Annotated in this window: 19 protein-coding genes and 2 tRNA genes; 9 read left to right on the top strand and 12 right to left on the bottom strand. The window is 71.0% G+C overall.

The genetic code is table 11. From position 1 onward, the window contains the following. Positions 1-292 precede the first annotated feature (292 nt). Positions 293-1,006: a FadR/GntR family transcriptional regulator gene (locus ACIRDU_RS06030; RefSeq protein WP_403575036.1), complete on the bottom strand. Its 714-nt coding sequence runs from the start codon at positions 1,004-1,006 to the stop codon at positions 293-295. A gap of 165 nt (positions 1,007-1,171) precedes the next feature. Further along, positions 1,172-1,245, bottom strand: a tRNA-Lys gene (locus tag ACIRDU_RS06025). Between the two features lie 199 nt (positions 1,246-1,444). Here ACIRDU_RS06025 and ACIRDU_RS06020 point away from each other — a divergent pair. The 4 genes from ACIRDU_RS06020 to ACIRDU_RS06005 all read left to right on the top strand — a co-directional run bounded on the left by ACIRDU_RS06020 (position 1,445) and on the right by ACIRDU_RS06005 (position 5,293). Next, positions 1,445-2,758, top strand: coding sequence for a peptidoglycan-binding protein (locus ACIRDU_RS06020; protein ID WP_403575033.1), 1,314 nt, complete (start codon positions 1,445-1,447; stop codon positions 2,756-2,758). Between the two features lie 112 nt (positions 2,759-2,870). Then, positions 2,871-3,992, top strand: coding sequence for an SPFH domain-containing protein (locus ACIRDU_RS06015; protein ID WP_403575030.1), 1,122 nt, complete (start codon positions 2,871-2,873; stop codon positions 3,990-3,992). A gap of 101 nt (positions 3,993-4,093) precedes the next feature. Further along, entirely contained in the window at positions 4,094-4,699 is a 606-nt protein-coding gene (locus ACIRDU_RS06010) for a lytic polysaccharide monooxygenase (RefSeq protein WP_403575027.1), read from the top strand. 99 nt (positions 4,700-4,798) lie between these two features. Continuing rightward, positions 4,799-5,293: a hypothetical protein gene (locus tag ACIRDU_RS06005; protein ID WP_403575025.1), complete on the top strand. Its 495-nt coding sequence runs from the start codon at positions 4,799-4,801 to the stop codon at positions 5,291-5,293. Between the two features lie 85 nt (positions 5,294-5,378). Here the strand turns inward: ACIRDU_RS06005 and ACIRDU_RS06000 are convergent. The 6 genes from ACIRDU_RS06000 to ehuB form a co-directional block, all read right to left on the bottom strand. Continuing rightward, positions 5,379-5,452: transfer RNA gene (locus tag ACIRDU_RS06000), tRNA-Lys, on the bottom strand. Between the two features lie 96 nt (positions 5,453-5,548). Continuing rightward, positions 5,549-6,307 carry an IclR family transcriptional regulator gene (locus ACIRDU_RS05995; protein ID WP_403575022.1) on the bottom strand — a complete coding sequence of 253 codons (759 nt, stop codon included), beginning with the start codon at positions 6,305-6,307 and terminating at the stop codon, positions 5,549-5,551. Positions 6,308-6,515: 208 nt separating this feature from the next. Beyond that, entirely contained in the window at positions 6,516-7,313 is a 798-nt protein-coding gene (gene ehuA, locus ACIRDU_RS05990; protein WP_403575019.1) for an ectoine/hydroxyectoine ABC transporter ATP-binding protein EhuA, read from the bottom strand. Continuing rightward, positions 7,303-7,953, bottom strand: a complete 651-nt coding sequence (gene ehuD / locus ACIRDU_RS05985; protein WP_403575016.1) for an ectoine/hydroxyectoine ABC transporter permease subunit EhuD — start codon at positions 7,951-7,953, stop codon at positions 7,303-7,305. The genes ehuA and ehuD overlap by 11 nt, the downstream gene beginning before the upstream one ends. Then, a complete protein-coding gene (gene ehuC, locus ACIRDU_RS05980; RefSeq protein ID WP_403575014.1) occupies positions 7,950-8,666 on the bottom strand; it encodes an ectoine/hydroxyectoine ABC transporter permease subunit EhuC in 717 nt (238 codons plus the stop codon). Before ehuC ends, ehuD begins: the two co-directional genes overlap by 4 nt. Continuing rightward, positions 8,663-9,604, bottom strand: a complete 942-nt coding sequence (ehuB, locus tag ACIRDU_RS05975; RefSeq protein ID WP_403575011.1) for an ectoine/hydroxyectoine ABC transporter substrate-binding protein EhuB — start codon at positions 9,602-9,604, stop codon at positions 8,663-8,665. Before ehuB ends, ehuC begins: the two co-directional genes overlap by 4 nt. Positions 9,605-9,711: 107 nt before the next feature. Here ehuB and ACIRDU_RS05970 point away from each other — a divergent pair, with 107 nt between their 5' ends. Beyond that, entirely contained in the window at positions 9,712-10,206 is a 495-nt protein-coding gene (locus ACIRDU_RS05970; protein ID WP_403575008.1) for a DUF3830 family protein, read from the top strand. Here the strand turns inward: ACIRDU_RS05970 and ACIRDU_RS05965 are convergent. Both ACIRDU_RS05965 and ACIRDU_RS05960 read right to left on the bottom strand, forming a co-directional pair. Beyond that, positions 10,187-11,596: an amidase gene (locus ACIRDU_RS05965; RefSeq protein ID WP_403575005.1), complete on the bottom strand. Its 1,410-nt coding sequence runs from the start codon at positions 11,594-11,596 to the stop codon at positions 10,187-10,189. The two genes, ACIRDU_RS05970 and ACIRDU_RS05965, sit on opposite strands and share 20 nt — an antisense overlap. Before the next feature lie 17 nt (positions 11,597-11,613). Beyond that, the gene (locus ACIRDU_RS05960) at positions 11,614-12,561 is read right to left on the bottom strand and encodes a D-2-hydroxyacid dehydrogenase (RefSeq protein WP_403575003.1); all 948 of its coding nucleotides are present in this window, start codon (positions 12,559-12,561) and stop codon (positions 11,614-11,616) included. Positions 12,562-12,758: 197 nt separating this feature from the next. Here ACIRDU_RS05960 and ACIRDU_RS05955 point away from each other — a divergent pair, with 197 nt between their 5' ends. Together ACIRDU_RS05955 and ACIRDU_RS05950 are read left to right on the top strand one after the other, a co-directional pair. After that, on the top strand, positions 12,759-13,574 hold the full coding sequence (locus ACIRDU_RS05955) for an aspartate/glutamate racemase family protein (RefSeq protein WP_403575000.1): 816 nt from the start codon (positions 12,759-12,761) through the stop codon (positions 13,572-13,574). Then, entirely contained in the window at positions 13,571-14,302 is a 732-nt protein-coding gene (locus ACIRDU_RS05950) for an aspartate/glutamate racemase family protein (protein WP_403574998.1), read from the top strand. Before ACIRDU_RS05955 ends, ACIRDU_RS05950 begins: the two co-directional genes overlap by 4 nt. 338 nt (positions 14,303-14,640) lie before the next feature. On the opposite strand, the gene ACIRDU_RS05945 is transcribed toward ACIRDU_RS05950, so the two are convergent. Beyond that, positions 14,641-14,862 (bottom strand): hypothetical protein, encoded by a 222-nt coding sequence (locus ACIRDU_RS05945; protein ID WP_403574995.1) that lies wholly within the window; start codon positions 14,860-14,862, stop codon positions 14,641-14,643. A gap of 260 nt (positions 14,863-15,122) precedes the next feature. Here ACIRDU_RS05945 and ACIRDU_RS05940 point away from each other — a divergent pair, with 260 nt between their 5' ends. Continuing rightward, positions 15,123-15,392, top strand: coding sequence for a hypothetical protein (locus ACIRDU_RS05940; protein WP_403574992.1), 270 nt, complete (start codon positions 15,123-15,125; stop codon positions 15,390-15,392). A gap of 93 nt (positions 15,393-15,485) precedes the next feature. Next, positions 15,486-16,583, top strand: a complete 1,098-nt coding sequence (locus tag ACIRDU_RS05935) for an LLM class flavin-dependent oxidoreductase (protein WP_403574989.1) — start codon at positions 15,486-15,488, stop codon at positions 16,581-16,583. On the opposite strand, the gene ACIRDU_RS05930 is transcribed toward ACIRDU_RS05935, so the two are convergent. Then, positions 16,553-18,418: a putative bifunctional diguanylate cyclase/phosphodiesterase gene (locus ACIRDU_RS05930; RefSeq protein ID WP_403574986.1), complete on the bottom strand. Its 1,866-nt coding sequence runs from the start codon at positions 18,416-18,418 to the stop codon at positions 16,553-16,555. The genes ACIRDU_RS05935 and ACIRDU_RS05930 overlap by 31 nt on opposite strands. Between the last annotated feature and the right edge of the window lie 161 nt (positions 18,419-18,579).

Genomic DNA, 18,579 nt, shown 5'->3' with positions numbered 1-18,579 from the left:
CGTAGCTTCCTACCGTCTGCGCCAGGTCCCCCTCGACCTTCACAGACGTATCAGTGGTGGATCGCTGTCACCACGTCATCCACACCCTATAGACACGGCAACGCGACCTTCCGGTTGCATGATGCCCCCCTCGGCATCGGTTCACGAACCGGGGGCCCCTACCCCCGCTCGGCCCGCAACCGGCCCTAATGCCCCCCAACTGCCGCGAACCCGCAGCATCTTGTAAAACCAGAAAACCAGGGTTCTACGGCGTTCATCATGATCGCAAGATGCGAAACGCGGTGTTTACCGGTCATACGCGTTCATTGTGGCGGGTGTGGGGACCCTGTGGAGCCGTTGTGGACAGGCGGGCGCGGATGTTGCCGAAGTGCTCTCTTATGGCCTCCTCCGCCCGCATCGAGTCGCCGGACCGCACCGCGTCGAGGATCTCCCGGTGCTGTCGGCAGGTGACCCTCGGGTCCTGCGGTTCGCCCCCGAGGTCCGTGCGGACCCGGTGGAAGGCGTCCCAGAACGCCTCCAGGACCTCGCACAGCAGCACGTTGTCCAGCCCCCGGTAGAGGGTGGCGTGAAAGGCCCGGTCGGTCTCGGCGAGGCCGGCTCCCTGCGCGGCCTGCTCTTCCATACGGTCCACGAGCGCGTCCAGTTCAACGAGGTCCGCTTCCGGCATCCGGCCGGCGAGCCGGGACACGAGCCCCGTCTCCACGGCCTCCCTCAGCTCCAGCAGCTGGAGCAGGGAGTCCTCGCCCCGGTAGTGCCCGGCGACCGTGCGGAAGGCGAGGCCCTCGATCATCGGGGCCAGGGACATCGGTCCGACATAGGTGCCGAAGCCGTGCCTGATCTCCACGATGCCCATCGCCTGGAGCGCCTTCAGCGCCTCCCGCACCGAGTTCCGGCTCGCACCGAGGTACTCCATCAGCTCGGGCTCGGTCGGCAGCGGGGCCCCGGAGGCCAGCCGGCGGTCGATGATGAGCTTCTTGATCCGCTCCTGTAGGTCTCGCGCTGCCATGGCGAGAGGGTATCCGGCCAAGCCCGAACGGGACCTCGAAAAGGACAGACAAAGACATCACGCGGACATGCAAGGACATGCGAAGACACAAGGGGATACGAAGGCACGAGGGCGTACGAAGACATGCGGAAGGCCCCCCGCTCGCGCGAGGGGCCTTCCGGTCGGTGCGCCGCCAGGGACTCGAACCCCGGACCCGCTGATTAAGAGTCAGCTGCTCTAACCAACTGAGCTAGCGGCGCCTGCTGACGTCGTAACTCTACAGGACGTCCGAAGGTGCTCCGGACCACAGGCTCCCGTCCGGGGCGACCCCCGTGAGGGTGCGGCGTACATCATTCGGACCGTCAACATGCGCGTGCGGAAGACAGTTGCGAAACTGACGACGCGCGCCCTCTGGTGCCCGGGCGCCGCATTTTCCGTCGGAAGTGTGAGGGGAATCGCATGGAGTCGCCGGTATTCGAGGAAATCGACCCCGCGAGCGACTGCGACTGCCCCGGCTGTGTCCACTGGCGCCGCGTCCTGCCGCATTCCTGGTCCGGCCGGACCAGCGCCCACCCGGCCGCCCACCGTGCTCTCGCCCTGGCCGCCGTGGCCTCCGCCGCACTCGGCGCGGGCCATGCCCTACCGGCCGCAGCCGCCCCGTCCGCACCCCATCGCCCAGGTGTTCCCGCAGGTGACGAGCCCGATACCCCTCAGGGCGGCACGGCCCCGCTGCACGGCCCCGGCGGCCGTCCGACAAAGCCCTCCGCCGCCCCCGAGTCCACCGCCATCACCCGCACGGAGATCATCAACCGGGCCAGGACCTGGGTCGCCGCGAAGGTGCCGTACAGCATGAGCGCCTTCTGGTCCGACGGTTACCGGCAGGACTGCTCCGGCTATGTCTCGATGGCCTGGAGATTGCCCGGAAACGAATGGACGGGCAGCCTCGCCCAGTACGGGGAGAAGATTTCCAAGGAGGAACTCCAGCCGGGTGACATTCTGCTGTTCCACAATCAGTCCGACCCCGAGAAAGGCTCGCACGTCACCATTTTCGGCGGCTGGACGGACGACGCGCACACCCACTACACCGCTTACGAGCAGACCCGACCGCACACCCGCCGGCAGTCCACCCCGTACGCCTACTGGAACGACTCCGACCGGTACGTGCCCTACCGCTACAAGGGCGTCACCCTGGAGGAGTCCACCCCCCGACAGGACGGCGGTGAGCCGGGCGCCCCGGCCTCGACGCCGTACCCGGGAGCGGCGTATTTCGGCCCCGGCGCGAACAACGAGTACGTCGCGCTGCTGGGCCGCATGCTCGTCGCGCGCGGGGCCGGCGGCTTCTACGCCTCCGGTCCGGGGCCCCGCTGGACCGACGCCGACCGGCGGGCGACCCGGGCGTTCCAGCTGGCCCAGGGCTGGAGGGGCGCGGACGCCGAGGGGCTGCCCGACGCGCGCACCTGGGAGCTGCTGGTCACGGGCGGGGGCGAGGACGTGCAGGACGGGGCGGTCGGTCCGCCGCCCGCCTCCCACGGCGTCCCCGGCTACCCGGGGCGGGCGCTGTTCCGCCCCGGCGCGAACAACACCTACGTCACCCAGCTGGGCAGACAGCTCGTCCGCAAGGGGTTCGGCAGGTTCTACGCGGTCGGGCCGGGGCCGCGCTGGGGCGAAGCGGACCGGCGCGCCGTCGAGGCCTTCCAGCGCACCCAGGGCTGGCGGGGCGGCGCGGCGGACGGCTACCCGGGGCCGGAGACCTGGCGGCGTCTCTTCTCGTAGGACTCTTCGGCCCCCTTCGGGCGGGCCCCGCATCCCGGTCGGGCCCCTCCGGCGGTCCCTTCCCCCGGGAACCACCGTTGTGACGCATCTGGCGCGGAGGCTGGAGGCACGCGTGAGTACGACCACTTCCCACCCGTCCGGACCCGACGGACCGGCCGACGGCCCGGTACGTCCCGCCCGGCTCATCCAGAACGAGTCCACCACCGAGATCCCCGTCCACCTGCTGTTCCGAGACGACCCCGACCCGGCGCCCGTGCCGTTGAGACCGGCGGTCGTCGGACGCCGGCACGGCACGGGGGAGCAGCCGCGCCTGCGGCGCCCGGCGGTCGTCCCGAAACGCCCGGTGCCGCAGGTCGACCCCGACCTGGTGGAGCGGCCCGCGCGGGTGCTGCCCGGCGCGGCGGGCGTACTGGCCGGGGCCTGTGGTGCGGCCGGGTGCGTGGCCACCTCCTGGTGGGCCGGGGTGCTGCCGTCGCTCGCACTGGAGGCACTGCGGCTGCCCGCGTACGCCGGGGCCGGGCTCGGTCCCGCGCAGTGGGCGGCGTACGCGGGGGCCGGGGCGCTCGGGCTGTTCGGGCTCGGCGGACTGGCCCGGGGTCGCACCGGGCGCGCCTGGGTGCTGGATCTCTTCGGCCGCTACCGGGGGACCGTCCGGCGCTCCGGCCTGCTGTGGGTCAACCCGTTGCTGCTGCGCCGCCGGGTGGACGTACGGCTGCGGCACTGGCGCAGCGAGCCCGTGCCCGCGGCCGACGGGGGCGGGGCGGCGCTGCGGGTGGTCGTCCTGGTGGTGTGGCGGGTACGGGACACCGCCCGGGCCACGCTGGGCGTCGAGGACCACGAGACGTATCTGCGCGAGTGCGTCGAGGCGGGGCTGGCCCGCGTGCCGGTGGAGATGCCGGGTGGGCCGAAGGGGGCCGGGGAGGCGGCGGCCGAGGCGCTGACCCGGCTGGTGGCGGCGGACGCGGCCCCGGTGGGCCTGGAGGTGTTCTCCGTGCAGCCGGTCCGAGTGGAGTACGCCCCAGAGGTCGCCGCCGCGATGCACCGCCGCCGGATCGCCGCGCTGGACGCCCAGCACCGGGCGAGCGTGCTCACCTCGGTCGTGGACTCGGTGGAGGACACGGTGACCCGGCTGACCATGCGGGGGCTGGTCGAACTCGACGACTACGAGCGGAAGGTCCTGGTGAAGGACCTGACGGTGGCGTTCTGTGCGGGCCGGGGAGAAACAGGCCCGTGATTGGTATGGACATGTTCAACTCGCGCCCATAATCTCACACTTGGTCTAGACCTACATGCACGGCTCACTGAACCTCCCCCACGTTCTCCAGGAGCGGCAGCATGCGCACAAGGACCAAGTTGTCCGCAGCCGCGGTGGGACTGGCCACGACCGGAGCCCTCGTGCTCTCCTCCGGCGGCGCCAGCGGCCACGGCTACACCGACCTCCCCATCAGCCGGCAGAAGCTCTGCCAGAACGGCACCGTGACCAACTGCGGCTCGATCCAATGGGAGCCGCAGAGCGTCGAGGGGCCGAAGGGCTTCCCGGCCTCCGGCCCGGCCGACGGGCAGATATGCAACGCCGGTCTCGGTCACTTCAGCCAGCTCAGCGCACCGCGGACGCCGTCCGGCGGCGCCTGGCCCGCCACCAAGGTGACGGGCGGCCAGAACTACACGTTCCGCTGGCAGTTCACCGCGATGCACGCCACGACCGACTTCAAGTACTACATCACCAAGCCGGGCTGGAACCAGAACCACAACCTGGCCCGGTCCGACCTCAACCTCACACCGTTCTTCACGGTGCCCTACAACGGGCAGCGCCCGCCGTCCACGCTCTCCCACAGCGGCAGGCTGCCGTCCGGGCTGAGCGGCCGTCACGTCATCGTGGCCGTGTGGACGATCGCCGACACGGCGAACGCGTTCTACGCCTGCTCGGACGTGACCTTCTGAACCTCTGAGGTTCTCTTGAGTCACCGGTGCGGCCGGCGTGGGTAGGTTCCTCCCACGCCGGCCGCTCGGGACCGGCGCATCGACCTCGGGGGATGCGCGATGGACGTGATCTTCTACGTCGTGCCCGGACTGATCATGGCCCGGGCCCTCTTCATGGCCCACCGCGTGGTGCGGCGCTGGCTCCAGATCCGGGGCGCCTGGAACAGCGGCCTGACGGCCGAGGGCCGCTGCCTGCGGACCTTCACCACGGTCAGCGGCGGCCACGGCGACACATCGGTCCGCACCACCCTCCACCACGTCTACGAGTTCATCGCACACGACGGCCGGGTCATCCGCTTCGAGGAGGACGGCGGCCCCGCCACGACCCTCGAGGGCGACTACGTCACGGTCTACTACGCCGACGGCCGCCAGGTCGTGGCCACGGCCCAGGCGCCGAGCCGGGCGAAGCAGGCGGTGAGCGCCATCGGCATCCTGGCGTTCCTCGGCGTGGTCGTCGTGTTCTGCGCCGGCTTCGTCGCCGCGTACAGCCAGACCTTCGGCTCGTACGGCGACTTCGTCTTCAGCGTCGACAGCCAGACGTCCGTGGCGCCGTGACGCTCCGCATCTGACCGGGTCAGGATCCGTCGAGATCGCGAACACGCCGAGGGGCCCCTCGCTCCCACGAGAGGCCCCTCATCCGTGCGCCGCCAGGGACTCGAACCCCGGACCCGCTGATTAAGAGTCAGCTGCTCTAACCAACTGAGCTAGCGGCGCATGACTCTCGCCTCGCTGCTGAAACCGTGTTCCGCGGCGGGCGACGGAGAAAATACTACCCAATCCCGAGGGGTGCTCCGGACCACCCGGCAGGCCCTAGATCGCCAAGGAGAGCAGCACCCGGGCCGCGTGGCGGTTGAGGGCGTCGGCGGCCTGGCGCAGACGGTGGGCGTGCTCGATCGGGAGGGACAGGGCCAGGCAGCCGACGGAGGAACCGGCCGTGATCGGGACGGCCGCGCAGACCGTGCCGATCGCGTACTCCTGGAGGTCGAGGACGGGCACGGTGGGCGGCTGGGCCTCCAGGCGGGAGAGCAGGAGCCGGTCGCTGGTGATGGTGCGCGAGGTGAGGCGGGCCATCCTGTGCCGGGCGAGGTGGTCGCGGCGGCCGGCGTGGTCGAGCTGGGTGAGCAGGCTCTTGCCGATGGCGGTGGCATGGGCCGACGAGCGGAAGTCGACCCACTCGTTGACCTTGGGCGCGGCCGGACTGTCGGCGTACTGGGTGACGCTGATCTCGCCGTCGACGTACCGGCTCATGTAGACGGCGGCGCCGACCGAGTCGCGCAGCCGGTCGAGGGTGCGCTGGAGCTTGTCGCGCAGGGCCTGCTCGCGGTGGTGGGCGGAGCCGAGGCGGGTCAGGGTCTCGCCCGTGACGTACGCGCCGTCGGCGATCTGCTCGACGTAACCCTCGCGGCGCAGCATGCGCAGGAGCGCGGTCAGCCGCTCCGGCATGATGCCGGTGTCGCGGGCGATCTCGGCGTCGGTGACACCGCTGGAAGCGTGCGCCACCGCCTCCAGGACGCGCAGGGCTTCCTGGGCCGAGTGGTACGGAGTGGTCGGCTCGTGCTTCAGCGCCACGGTGGTCTCCCCCTGCGCTTGCTGTAGGGCCGTAATCCGGTCAGTGAACCTCTTCCAGGTTAAACGGCAATGGGCTTGCGCGGAGCGGGGGTTGACAAGATTCCCGGGGCCCCGGACTGGGGCAATGACACTCTGGCATATGCCAGAAGCACGCCCCAGTCCCGCTTCGATCAGGGAGGCGGCCGTTCCGCCTGCTCACGGGGCGTAGTCACAGCACTGCGCTGAGGAACTCCCGTGTGCGGTCCAGCTCCGGGTCACTGAAGATCTTTTCCGGCGTGCCCGACTCGATGATCCGGCCCGAGTCGAACATCAGCACCTGGTCGGAGATATCGCGGGCGAAGTTCATCTCGTGGGTCACGCAGAGCATCGTGATGTCGGTGGAGCGGGCGATGTCCCTGAGGACGTCGAGGACGCCGGCGACCAGCTCGGGGTCGAGCGCGGAGGTCACCTCGTCCAGGAGCAGCACCTGCGGGCGCATCGCCAGGGCCCGGGCGATCGCCACCCGCTGCTGCTGGCCGCCGGAGAGCTGGGCCGGGTGCGCGTCGCACTTGTCGGCCAGGCCCACCATGTCCAGCAGGCCCTTGGCGCGTTCCACCGCCTCGTCCTTCGGCATGCCGAGGACGGTGACCGGCGCCTCGGTGATGTTCCGCAGCACCGTCATGTTCGGGAACAGGTTGAACTGCTGGAACACCATCCCGATCTTCTTGCGGACCTCGCGGACCTGCTTGTCGGAGGCCGGGAACAGCTGCTGCCCGTCGACGGTGATCGTGCCCTCGTCGGGCTTGAGCAGCGTCATCAGCAGCCGCAGGATCGTCGTCTTGCCGGATCCGGACGGCCCGATCAGGGTGACGTGCTTGCCGGCGTCGACCGAGAAGTCGAGGTGGTCCAGGACGGTGTTGTCCCCGAACCGCTTGGTGACCTGCTCCAGCCGGATCAGTTCGCCGGTGCTCCTGGCGGGGGTCTTCTCGGGATCGGTACCGGGGTTGGGGAGAGTGTCAGTGGGCAAGGCGTCGCTCCAGGGCTCGCAGGGCAAGGGAGGCCAGGTAGGAAATGACGATGAAGGCCACGCCGATCACCGTCAGCGGCTCGGTGAACTGGAAGTGCTCCTGCGAGTACAGGCGCGCCTGGCCGAGCATCTCCAGCACGGTGATCGCCATGACCATCGGCGTGTCCTTGAGCATGGAGATGACGTAGTTGCCGAGGGCCGGGACGACCCGCCGCACCGCCTGCGGCAGGATCACCGCGGTCCACGTCCGGCGCAGCGGCAGATTCAGTGCCGTCGCCGCCTCCCACTGGCCGACCGGCACGGCCTCGATACCGGCCCGGTAGACCTGCATCGTGTACGTCGAGTAGTGCAGCCCGATCGCGAAGACGCCGGTGGCCAGCGCCGAGAAGGTCAGGCCCCACTCGGGCAGCACGTAGAAGAGGAAGAACAGCTGCACCAGCAGCGGGGTGTTGCGGACGAACTCCGTGACCACCCCGACCGGCCAGGTCACCCAGCGCGAGGGCGCCCGCATCAGCAGCGCCCACACCAGGCCCAGCGCGAACGAGATCAGCGAGCCGAGGGCCAGGATCTGCAGGGTGACCAGCAGACCGTCCCAGAGGTGCGGCATGAAGCCGCTGACAGCGCTCCAGTCCCACTTCATGCGACAGCACCTCCCACACCGGTCGTCTGCGGACGGTCCAGCTCCTGGTCGGGCGTGCTCCCGACCGGCTTGCCCGTGCCGACCTTGAGCTTGCGCTCGAGACCGCGCATGCCGCGGGTCAGTACGAAGGCGATCACGAAGTAGATCAGCAGCACGATCGTGTAGATCTCCGCGCTCTCCTGGAGCGCGAGGCGCACCAGGTTGCCGCTGAACGCCAGGTCACCCATGCCCATGATCGACACCAGGGCGGTGCCCTTGAGCAGTTCGACCAGCAGGTTGGAGAAGGGCGGGATCATCTCCGGCACCGCCTGCGGCAGCAGGATCAGCCGCAGCCGCTGCCAGGGCGTGAAGCTGAGCGCGATCCCGCCCTCCTTCTGCGCCGGGTCGACCGCGTTCAGCGCGCCGCGCACGATCTCGGAGCCGTACGCCCCGTAGGTCAGGCCGAGCGCGAGGGTGCCCGCCCACAGCGGCACCAGCTGCCAGCCGAAGGCGATGGGCAGCACGAAGTACACCCAGAAGATCATCACCAGCGCCGACGTGCCGCGGAACACCTCGGTGTAGACGCCCGCGAGGAAGCGGACGATCCACAGCCGGTGGGTGCGCGCGACGCCGACGACGAAGGACACCGCCGCGCCCAGCAGGGCGCTGCAGACGAGCAGCTGGATCGTGACCCAGACGCCCTTGAGCACGAGTTCCCAGAGTCCCGAGGTCATCCGCCGCACAGCTCCTTCGCGGTCAGATCCGTCATCTCGGCCTTCGTGAATCCGAACGGCTGGAGGATGCGGAAGAGCTCACCGCTCTTCTTGAGCTTGCGCAGCTCCACGTTGAAGGCGTCGCGCAGGTTGGTCTCGGTCGGCCGGAACGCGAAGGCGCCCCCGTCGACGTGCGGCTTGCCGTCCACGAGCGGCGCGAACGGCTTGGTCGCCTCCGCCTTCGACGACTTCTTCACCACCTCACGGGTGGTCAGCGCCGTACCGGCGAACACGTCCACGCGCCCCGCCTCGACCGCGTTCAGACCCGCGACCTGGTCCGGGACGATCAGGATCTCGCTCTCCTGGTACCCCGCCTCGACGGCGTACTGGATCTCGGCGTAGCCGGTCCCGGTGGCGAACTTCGCCTTCTTCTCGACGACGTCCTTGTAGCTGTGCAGCCCCTTCGGGTTGCCCTTGCGCACGATGAACGAGTCGAGCATCTGGTAGTCGGGGTCGGCGAAGATGACCTGCTCGCAGCGCTCGGGGTTGACGTACATCCCGGCGGCCACGACGTCGAACTGCTGGGAGTTCAGGCCCGGGATCAGAGAGCCGAACTCGGTCGGCACGGGCTGCACCCGGTCGACGCCGAGCCGCTTGAAGATCACCTTGGCCAGTTCCGGCGCCTCACCGGTCAGCTCGCCGTTCTTGTCGATGAAGCCGAACGGGATCTCGCCGGCGATGCCGAGGCGGACGACGCCCGCCGCCCGCAGCCGACCGAGCAGGTCACCGCCCCTGACGTCCGAGGCGGTGGCGACCCGGCTGCATCCGGCGGCGCCCAGCGCGCCGAGCGCCGCCACCCCCGCGAGCAGCGACCGGCGTGTGGGCCCGGAAACCGACCCGGATATGCGTTCGGGACTTCGCAGTGTGCTTCTGTGTGGGCTTCTCAGTGGTGGAGCCATGGGCGCGCGGCTACCCGACCGCATCCGAGTTATGCCGGTCTTTTCAAGCCCCGCACTCTCCCCCTGCGCCCTTGACCCGGGCGGCGGTGGGCACTCCCATGGAGGGCATGGCTGATCGCTACATCGAAGTCTCGCTGGTCAAGCGCGACGTGACCTGCACCGCCAGGCTGCTGGACGACCGCGCGCCGATCACCTGCGCGGCCGTCTGGGATTCCCTTCCGCTGGCCGGCGACGTCTACCACGCGAAGTACGCACGCAATGAGATCTACGCCCTTTTCCCGCCCTTCGCCGAAACCGAACCACCCCTGGAGAACCCGACCATCACCCCGATTCCCGGCGATCTGTGCTACTTCACCTTCGCCGGGGCCGAGTTGGGGACCAAGGCCTACGGCTACGACCGTGAGGTCCGCGCCGGGACCACGCTCGTCGACCTGGCCCTGTTCTACGAGCGCAACAACCTGCTGCTGAACGGCGATGTCGGCTGGGTCCCCGGCATCGTCTGGGGCCAGGTCGTCGACGGCCTGGAGAACATGGCCGAGGCGTGCAACGACCTGTGGAGGTCGGGAGCGGCGGGGGAGACGCTCAGCTTCCGGAGGGCGTAGGCCGGCCGGCGGCGGCCACCCCCGCCTCGTACAGCGCGTGGGCCGCCCGCAGCACCAGATCGTCCCGGTGCCGGGCGGCCACGAGCTGGAGCCCGATCGGCAGGCCGTCCCCGTCGACGCCGACCGGCACGCTCGCCGCGGGCTGCTGCGTCATGTTGAACGGGTAGGTGAACGGGGTCCAGCCCGTCCACCGCCGGTGGCCGGAACCCTTCGGCACCTCGACGCCCGCCTCGAACGCCGTGAGCGGCAGGGTCGGCGTGACGAGCAGGTCGTACGTGTCGTGGAAGCGGCCCATCCGGCGGCCCAGGTCCATCCGGACGTCCACCGCGGCCAGATAGTCCAGGGCCGAGTAGCGGGCGCCCCGCGCGCAGATCTCCCGCAGGCCCGGATCCAGCAACTCCCGCTGGTGCGGGCCCAGATGCTGCGTCACCCGGGCCGCCCCGCTGAACCACAGGGTGTGGAAGGCCTCCACCGGGTCGGTGAGGTCCGGGTCGGTCTCGGTGACGTACGCGCCGAGCTCCGCCAGCCGCTCCACCGCCCGCCGCACCGCCCTCGCGACGGCCGGCTGCACCGCCACCTGCCCGCCCAGCGACGGCGAGTACGCCACCCGCAGCCCGCGCACTCCGCCCGCCAGACCGTCCGTGTACGCGCCGGGCGGTGGAGCGAGTGCCGACCAGTCACGCGAGTCCGGGTGGCCGATGACGTCCATCAGCAGGGCCGCGTCCGCCGCGTCCCGGGTCATCGGCCCCACGTGCGCCAGCGTGCCGAACGCGCTCGCCGGGTAGAGCGGCACCCGCCCGTACGTCGGCTTCAGCGCGAAGATCCCGCAGAACGACGCCGGGATGCGCACACTGCCCCCGCCGTCCGTGCCCAGCGACAGCGGCCCCGCGCCGAGCGCCACGGCCGCCGCGCTGCCGCCGCTCGACCCGCCCGCGGTACGCGACGGGTCGTGCGGGTTGCGCGTCACACCGCTCAGCGGCGAATCCGTCACGCCCTTCCAGCCGTACTCGGGGGTCGTCGTCTTACCGAGGAACACCGCCCCGTGCTCCCGCAGCCGGGCCACCGAAGGCGCGTCCTCGTCCCACCGCCCCGCCGGATCCACGGCCCGCGACCCGCGCAGGGTCGGCGCCCCGCGCAGCAGCAGGATGTCCTTCACGGTGACCGGCACCCCGTCGAGCAGCCCCCCTGGCTCACCGCGCCGCCATCGCTCCTCCGACTCCCGGGCCCGCTCCAGCGCGTCCTCGGCGGTCAGCCGGACGAAGGCGTTCACCTCCGGCTGGATCGCCTCGGCCCGCTCCAGCGCCGCCCGGGTCGCCTCCACGGGACTCCACTCGCCCTTGCGGTACCCGTCGAGGAGCCGTACGGCGGTCAGCTCGGTGAGCATGGTCATCCACCCTCCCAGGAACGTCAGTGACCCGGTACGTACCCACGCTGCTTGTCGACCACGTTCGTCAGCGGCTCACCGGCCGCCCACCGTTCGTACAGCTCCACGAACTGCACGCCGAGCTCGTCGCGCCAGCCGACGGTGTCGCCGCTCATGTGCGGGGACACGATCAGGTCCGGGGCCTGCCACAACGGGCTCTGCGCGGGCAGGGGTTCGGACTCGAAGACGTCCAGGGCGGCGCCCGCGATCCAGCGCTTGGCCAGGGCCTCGGCGAGCGCGTCCTCGACGACCAACTGCCCGCGGCCGATGTTCACGAACCGGGCGGACGGTTGCATCAGGCCGAAGCGGCGGGCGTCGAACATCCCGTGTGTCTCGTCCGTGAGCGGCGCCGCCGCGATCACCCAGTCGGCGCGGGCCAGCAGCCGGTCCAGATCCTCCGGGCCGTGCACGCCGGAGCGCGCGGCACGGCCCACGAGCGCGGTCGTGATGCCCAGCGCCCCCAGTGTGCGCGCGATCGCCCGGCCGATCGGCCCGGAGCCGACCACGACGGCCCGGCTTCCGGCGATCTTGTGCGACTCGCGGTGCCGCCAGGTGCGCTCCCGCTGGAGCTCCAGCGTCCGCGGCAGATCCTTGGCCATCGCCAGCACGAGCGCGGCGACGTACTCGGCGATCGGCTGGTCGAAGATGCCGCGGGCGTTCGTCACCACTGTGTCCGAAGCGGCGAGTTCCGGACACATCAGATGGTCCACACCGGCGCTCGCCGTGTGCACCCAGCGTGGCCGCGGACCCTCGCCCGGCCAGGCGTCCCGCACGGCACGCGAGGTGAAGTCCCACACCAGGAGTACATCCGCACGCGGGAGGCGCTCGGCCAGATGCGCCGCGTCGGTGTGCTCGACACGGGCGCGACCGGTGAGGCGGCCGAGGCGGGGGAGGGGTTCGGCGTCCAGGACGAGGAGGGTGGGGATGGGCATGAGCAGCCGTTTCTCCAGCCGTACGGCGAGGCCGGCCGGCTTCGGGGCGCCGGTCGGTGACGACGAGTTAACCCGGTGTTGACCAAGGAGTGATCCGGGCGGATTGACCACGCTCGCACCCGAACCTACCGTCGTCAACACGGGCGTTCCCACGATCCGTTGCACACTAGTTGCCCAGCGTGAGGCCGGTGCCTGCCATGGACGTCTCATTTCTCGGCGGGCCCAGCCCGCAGCGCGGGGTCGGCGTCGTCGCCCCCTTCGACTTCGCCCTCGATCGCGAGCTGTGGCGCTGGGTGCCGGACGAGGTCTCCCTCCATATGACCCGCACACCGTTCGTGCCGGTCGAGGTGAGTCTCGATCTGGCCCGCCTGGTCAGCGAGCACGAGACGCTGAGCGAGGCGGTCCGCACCCTCAACGCGATCGCCCCCGAGGTCGTGGCCTACGCCTGCACCTCCGGCAGCTTCGTCGGCGGCATGATGGGCGAGCGGGCGATGTGCGAGGCGATGAGCCGGGCCGGAGCCGTACCGGCCATCACCACCTCCGGCGCGCTGCTGGAGGCCCTGGTCGAGCTGGACGTCCGGCGCGTGGCGCTGGTGACGCCGTACACCGTCTCGGTCACGCAGTCGCTGGAAGCCTACGTCGCCCAGGCCGGCGTCACGATCTCCGGCTGCGCCTTCATGGGGCTGACCCGGCACATCTGGAAGGTCCCCTACCGGGAAGTGGTGGACATGGCACGGCAGGCCGTCCGCGACGACGCCGACGCGCTGTTCATCAGCTGCACCAACCTGCCCACGTACGACGTGATCCCCCAGCTGGAGGCCGAGCTGCGCATCCCCGTGATCTCGGCCAACCAAGTGACGATGTGGGCGGCGCTGCGCCGACTGGGTACCCGTGCGGTGGGGCCGTACCAAGCGCTGATCAATCCGGCGGCGCGTTCCGGTCCCGTATCGCCGGGGGCGGACCCCGGTCCCGTACTGCCGGAAGAAGAGCAGCAGCAGGAAGGCTGGACATGACAGCACTGGGATTTCTCTACCCGGGCCACTCCGCCGAGGACGACTATCCGCGCATCGAGCAGTTGCTGGGCAGCGACATCCGGGTGGACCTGGTGCACACCGACATCGGTGAGGACGCGCACCGGGTGGACGCGCTGCTGGAGATGGGCTCCGCCGGCCGGCTGGCGGCAGGCGTGCAGGAACTGCGGCACGCCGGTGCGGACGCCGTGGTGTGGGCCTGCACGAGCGGCAGCTTCGTCTACGGCTGGGACGGCGCGCAGGAGCAGGTCCGCGCCCTGGCCCAGACGGCCGGCATGCCCGCCTCGTCCACGTCCTTCGCGTTCGCGCACGCGGTGCGGGAGCTGGGGGTGCGGCGCGTCGCCATCGGAGCGACGTATCCGGAGGATGTGGCGGGGCTCTTCGCCGAGTTCCTCCGCTCGGCCGACGTGGAGGTCGTGTCGGTCAGCAGCTCCGGCATCATCACGGCCGCCGAGGTCGGCACGTGGGGTGAGAAGGAACTCCTCGCCCTGGCCCGGAACTCCGACCACCCCGAGGCCGAAGCCCTCCTCCTCCCCGACACGGCCCTCCACACGGCGGCCCACATCCCGGCCCTGGAGAAGGAACTCGGCAAGCCCGTCCTCACCGCCAACCAGGTCACCGTCTGGGAGGCCCTGCGTCTGGCGGACCGGCGGGTGAACGCGCCGGAGCTGGGGGCGCTGTTCACGAGGGAGCCGCTCGTCCAGGCGTGAGACGGAAGGCCTGATCCTCGCCCCCTGCGGCAGCTGCCGCAGGGGGCGAGGAGGCATCGGCCCGAGTCACCACACGGTTCACGCCCTCCGTTCCGGTGGCGGGGGTGGGGGATGTGGCGGCGGCGGGACGGTGGGCGGTTCCCGGCGGCCACGGCGAAGGACCGAGGGGAACGCGAAGCCGACGGCTCCACCGGTGACGGCACCGACTGATAAGGCGAGGAGGCAGTCCCAGCCGGCACCGGAGTCGAGCAGCTCCCGCGGCCCGGCGACCACGGCCCCGAAGCAACCCGCCGCGACCGCGCCACGCAGGCGGTGGCGCAGGCCGGTCCTGTGCCTGCTCATGGATTTTCGCTGCGTGTGCGACGCCACCGGCGCACACGCAGCACGACGTAGGCGACGAGGGCGACCGTGAAGAGCACACTCGCTGCCGTCCGGGCCGCCCTCCAGACGACTCCACCCGGGTCCCAGACGGCCTCGGCCAGATTCATGGCGACGGCCACCGCGAACGCCGCCTTGAGGCAGCCGGCCGCTCGCGCCACCCGGTACGCACCAGTCGTCATGGAGTCCGAGTTCCCGGGGGCGGTCGAAGAAAGGTGCCCTGCCCTCGAACGCACCCTTCATACGGGCCGGAATCGGTCCCACCCCTTCTTCGGGGCGGAACGGGACATAGCCGCTCCAACACTCCACCCGAAGCTGAGGAATGCTCAACTCCGCCGCATCACACGGCCCTTGGGTTGACCGAAAGCGCGTTCCCCTTCCGTCGTCCATCCCGTGCACACTGGCCACGTCCGCTGCCAGTCGTGCCGTGAAGGACTCCCCGATGGCCGAACCGGGCCCGTTCAGATCCTCTGCAAGCGCTGTCCAGCTGTCCGGGCGCCTGCTGTGCTGGAGCCTGGCCGCGGCCATGGCCTCCGCCGCCGTGGACGCCTTCCTCGATCCCCAGGCCGGCTGGTGGGGTGTCGTGTGGCTCCTGCCCTGGTGGCTCACCTGCGCGAGCGCCCTCGCATGGGCCGTCCTGCGGGCCCGCGAGAAGGCCGACCGGCCACCCCCGCAGGGCAGCGCCCGGAGCGACTGGGAGCAGGCCGCCTGACGGCCCCGGGCGCAGTGGCCGGGAATAACCGGAGACTGTCCCCTGTTAGAGCCGGAACGACAGCACACGGCCCACAGCAGGAGGCACCCCACCGTGGCGGCAGACGAGATACGCGGCGCAGCACAGGGCAGCGCCCCCGTCCCCCTCTCCGTACTGGACCTGGTCACCGTAGGGGCCGGCCGCACCGCCTCCGACGCCCTGCGCACCAGCGTCGACCTGGCCCGTCTCGCGGAGAACCGCGGTTTCCACCGCTACTGGGTCGCCGAGCACCACTCCATGCCGGGCGTGGCCTCCTCGTCCCCGGCCGTGATCCTGGCCCACCTCGCCGCGCACACCGACCGCATCCGGCTCGGCTCGGGCGGTGTGATGCTGCCCAACCACGCCCCGCTCGTGATCGCCGAGCAGTTCGGGACACTGGAGGCCATGGCCCCGGGCCGGGTCGACCTCGGCCTCGGCCGCGCCCCGGGCACGGACGGCGCCACGGCCGCCGCCCTGCGCCGCACGGAACGGCTGGGCGAGGGCGCCGACGACTTCCCGCAGCAGCTCGCCGAGCTGACCCGCTTCCTCGACGACGACTTCCCCGACGGGCACCCGTACCGCCGCATCCACGCGGTCCCCGGCCCGGTCCAGGCCACGTCCCCCGGCGGCGTCCAGTCCCCGCACCGCCCGCCGGTCTGGCTGCTCGGCTCCTCCGGCTTCAGCGCCCGCCTGGCCGGCACCCTGGGGCTGCCCTTCGCCTTCGCGCACCACTTCTCGGCACAGAACACCGTCCCGGCCCTGGACCTGTACCGCGAGTCCTTCCAGCCGTCCGCCGTGCTCGACGAGCCGTACGCCCTCATCGGCGTCTCCGCGCTCGCCGCCGACGAGGAGAAGGAGGCGCGCCGACAGGTGCTGGCCGCCGCCCTCAGCATGGTCCGGCTGCGCACCGGCCGCCCCGGCCTCGTGCCCAGCCCGGAAGAGGCGGAGGCCCACGAATTCAGCCCCATGGAGCGCGACTTCGTCGACTCCTGGAACGCCAACGTCATCCACGGCACCCCCGACGAGGTCCGCTCCGGCCTGGACGACCTGCACAAGCGCACCGGCGCCGACGAGTTGATGATCACGGCCAACGCGCACGGCGGAGACGTCCGCGTCCGCTCCTACGAACTCATCGCCGGCGCCTACGGGTTGCCGACGCCCGCCTCCGCCTGAACGTCCTGCGTGCCCAGCAGTTCGGAGATGCGATCCGGCGGCACCGGACGGGAGTAGAGCCAGCCCTGTCCGGTGTCGCAGCCGATGCTGCGCAGCCGGGTCGCCTGTGCCGAGGTCTCCACGCACTCGGCCGTGACGGTCAGCCCGAGCCGGTGCGCGAGCTGGATCATCGCCTCGACGACGACCTCGTCGGCCGGGTTGGCGCGGGCGGCCGCCTCCCGGTCGTCGTACTGGAAGCCGCGCACGAACGATCCGTCCAGCTTCAGCACCGACACCGGCAGCCGGCTCAGGTACGCGAGGTTCGAGTAGCCGGTGCCGAAGTCGTCGATGGCGATGCGGACCCCCATGTCGCTGAGGGCCTTCAGGGTCTGGAGCGGCCTGCCGGCCGAGCCCATCACCGCCGACTCCGTGAGCTCCAGCTGGAGCAGGTGCGGCGCGAGTCCCGTCTCGGCCAGGGTCTCCGCCACGTCCGCCACCAGGTCCGAGTCCCAGACCTGCCGCACCGCCACGTTCACGCTGACGAAGATCGGCGGGTCGTCCGGATGGTCCAGCTGCCACCGGCGAGCCTGCCGGCAGGCCGTGCGCAGCACCCAGCGGCCCAGCGGGACGATCGAACCGTCCTCTTCCGCAAGTCCGATGAACCGATTCGGCGTCAGTACGCCGAACTGAGGATGATTCCAGCGGACGAGCGCCTCGACCCCGTGCAGCCGGTCGTCCTCCATGCCGACCAGCGGCTGGTACTCCAGCTGGAACTCGCCCCGGTCGATGGCCGGCCGGAGCGTGGAGGCGAGGGCCTGGCGGGTCATGCGGTGGGCGTTGCGCTCCGGGTCGAACAGGGTCCAGCGGGCTTTGCCGTCGGCCTTCGCCCAGTAGAGCGTCGTGTCCGCCGCCTGCATCAGCGCGGTGGGGGTGGTGCCGGCCGCGTGCCGCTCCACGACACCGATCGACGCCGAGACCGACAGCCGCTGGCCGGAGATGTCGAACGGGTCCTGGATCGCCCGCAGCGCCGACTCGGCCAGCTCGGCCAGCTGTTCGGTGCCCGTGGAGTCCTCGACGAGCAGCGCGAACTCGTCACCGCCGAGCCGGGCCACCAGCGGGATGCTCGTGCGTGAATGGCCGGCCTCGTCCGCGCAGCGCGTCAGACGCTCGGCGACGGCGGCCAGCAGCCGGTCGCCGACACGGTGGCCGAGGGTGTCGTTGATGGCCTTGAAGCCGTCCAGGTCCAGGTAACACAGCCCGATCCGGCCCGTGCCGCTCTGCTCGTACGACTCCGCCTCCAGCGCCGCCGACAGCCGCTCGAAGAACAGCGTGCGGTTGGGCAGCCGGGTCACCGGGTCGTGCATCTGCAAGTGCCGCAGCCGCGCCTGGAGTTCCCGGCGGGCACTGATGTCGGCGACGGACAGCAGCACACCGCTGTCCTCGTCGGGCAGCGGGGCCACCGTCACCTGCACCCACAGCGAGTGCCCGTCGGGGTGCTTGAGCCGGCGCGCGCAGCGCAGCCGCGACTGCCTGCCGCGCAGCACCTCGCGGTAGGCGTGCCAGGTGCGGGCGTCGGAGGTCAGGTCGACCAGGTCGGCGGCGACGGACCCGGTGAGCTCGTCCCGGCTGCCGCCGAGCAGCGCGGCGAGCGCGTCGTTGGCGCTGACGACCGTGCCCTCGCGGTCGACGACGGCCATGGCGAGCGGGGCGGCCGTGAAGACGGAGCGGTAGGGCGGCCGGGACGGGGGCTCGGTACGGGGAGACGTGTCGATCTCACTCTCTGTGACGACCGGCCGGTCCAGGTCTGCCGCGGGCGCCGGCCCTTCGGAGGTTCCGCTCACCGCTCGCTCCCGCATGTATTCGATCTCTGTCCGTGCAGGAAAGGTCAGGAAAGTGTGCCGATCATAGAGGCTGGCCCCAGGGCCTTCCAGCCGGTGTCCAGTCTTCCCGGCCAACCGGCCCTTCTGCCAGATCGTTTCTGCGCGCACCTGGACGGCTTCTTCAGGCCCCCGACCAG

This window comes from Streptomyces sp. NPDC093598 (assembly GCF_044764825.1).
Classification (GTDB): Bacteria; Actinomycetota; Actinomycetes; order Streptomycetales; family Streptomycetaceae; genus Streptomyces.
This window is presented reverse-complemented; position numbering and strand designations above follow the sequence as displayed.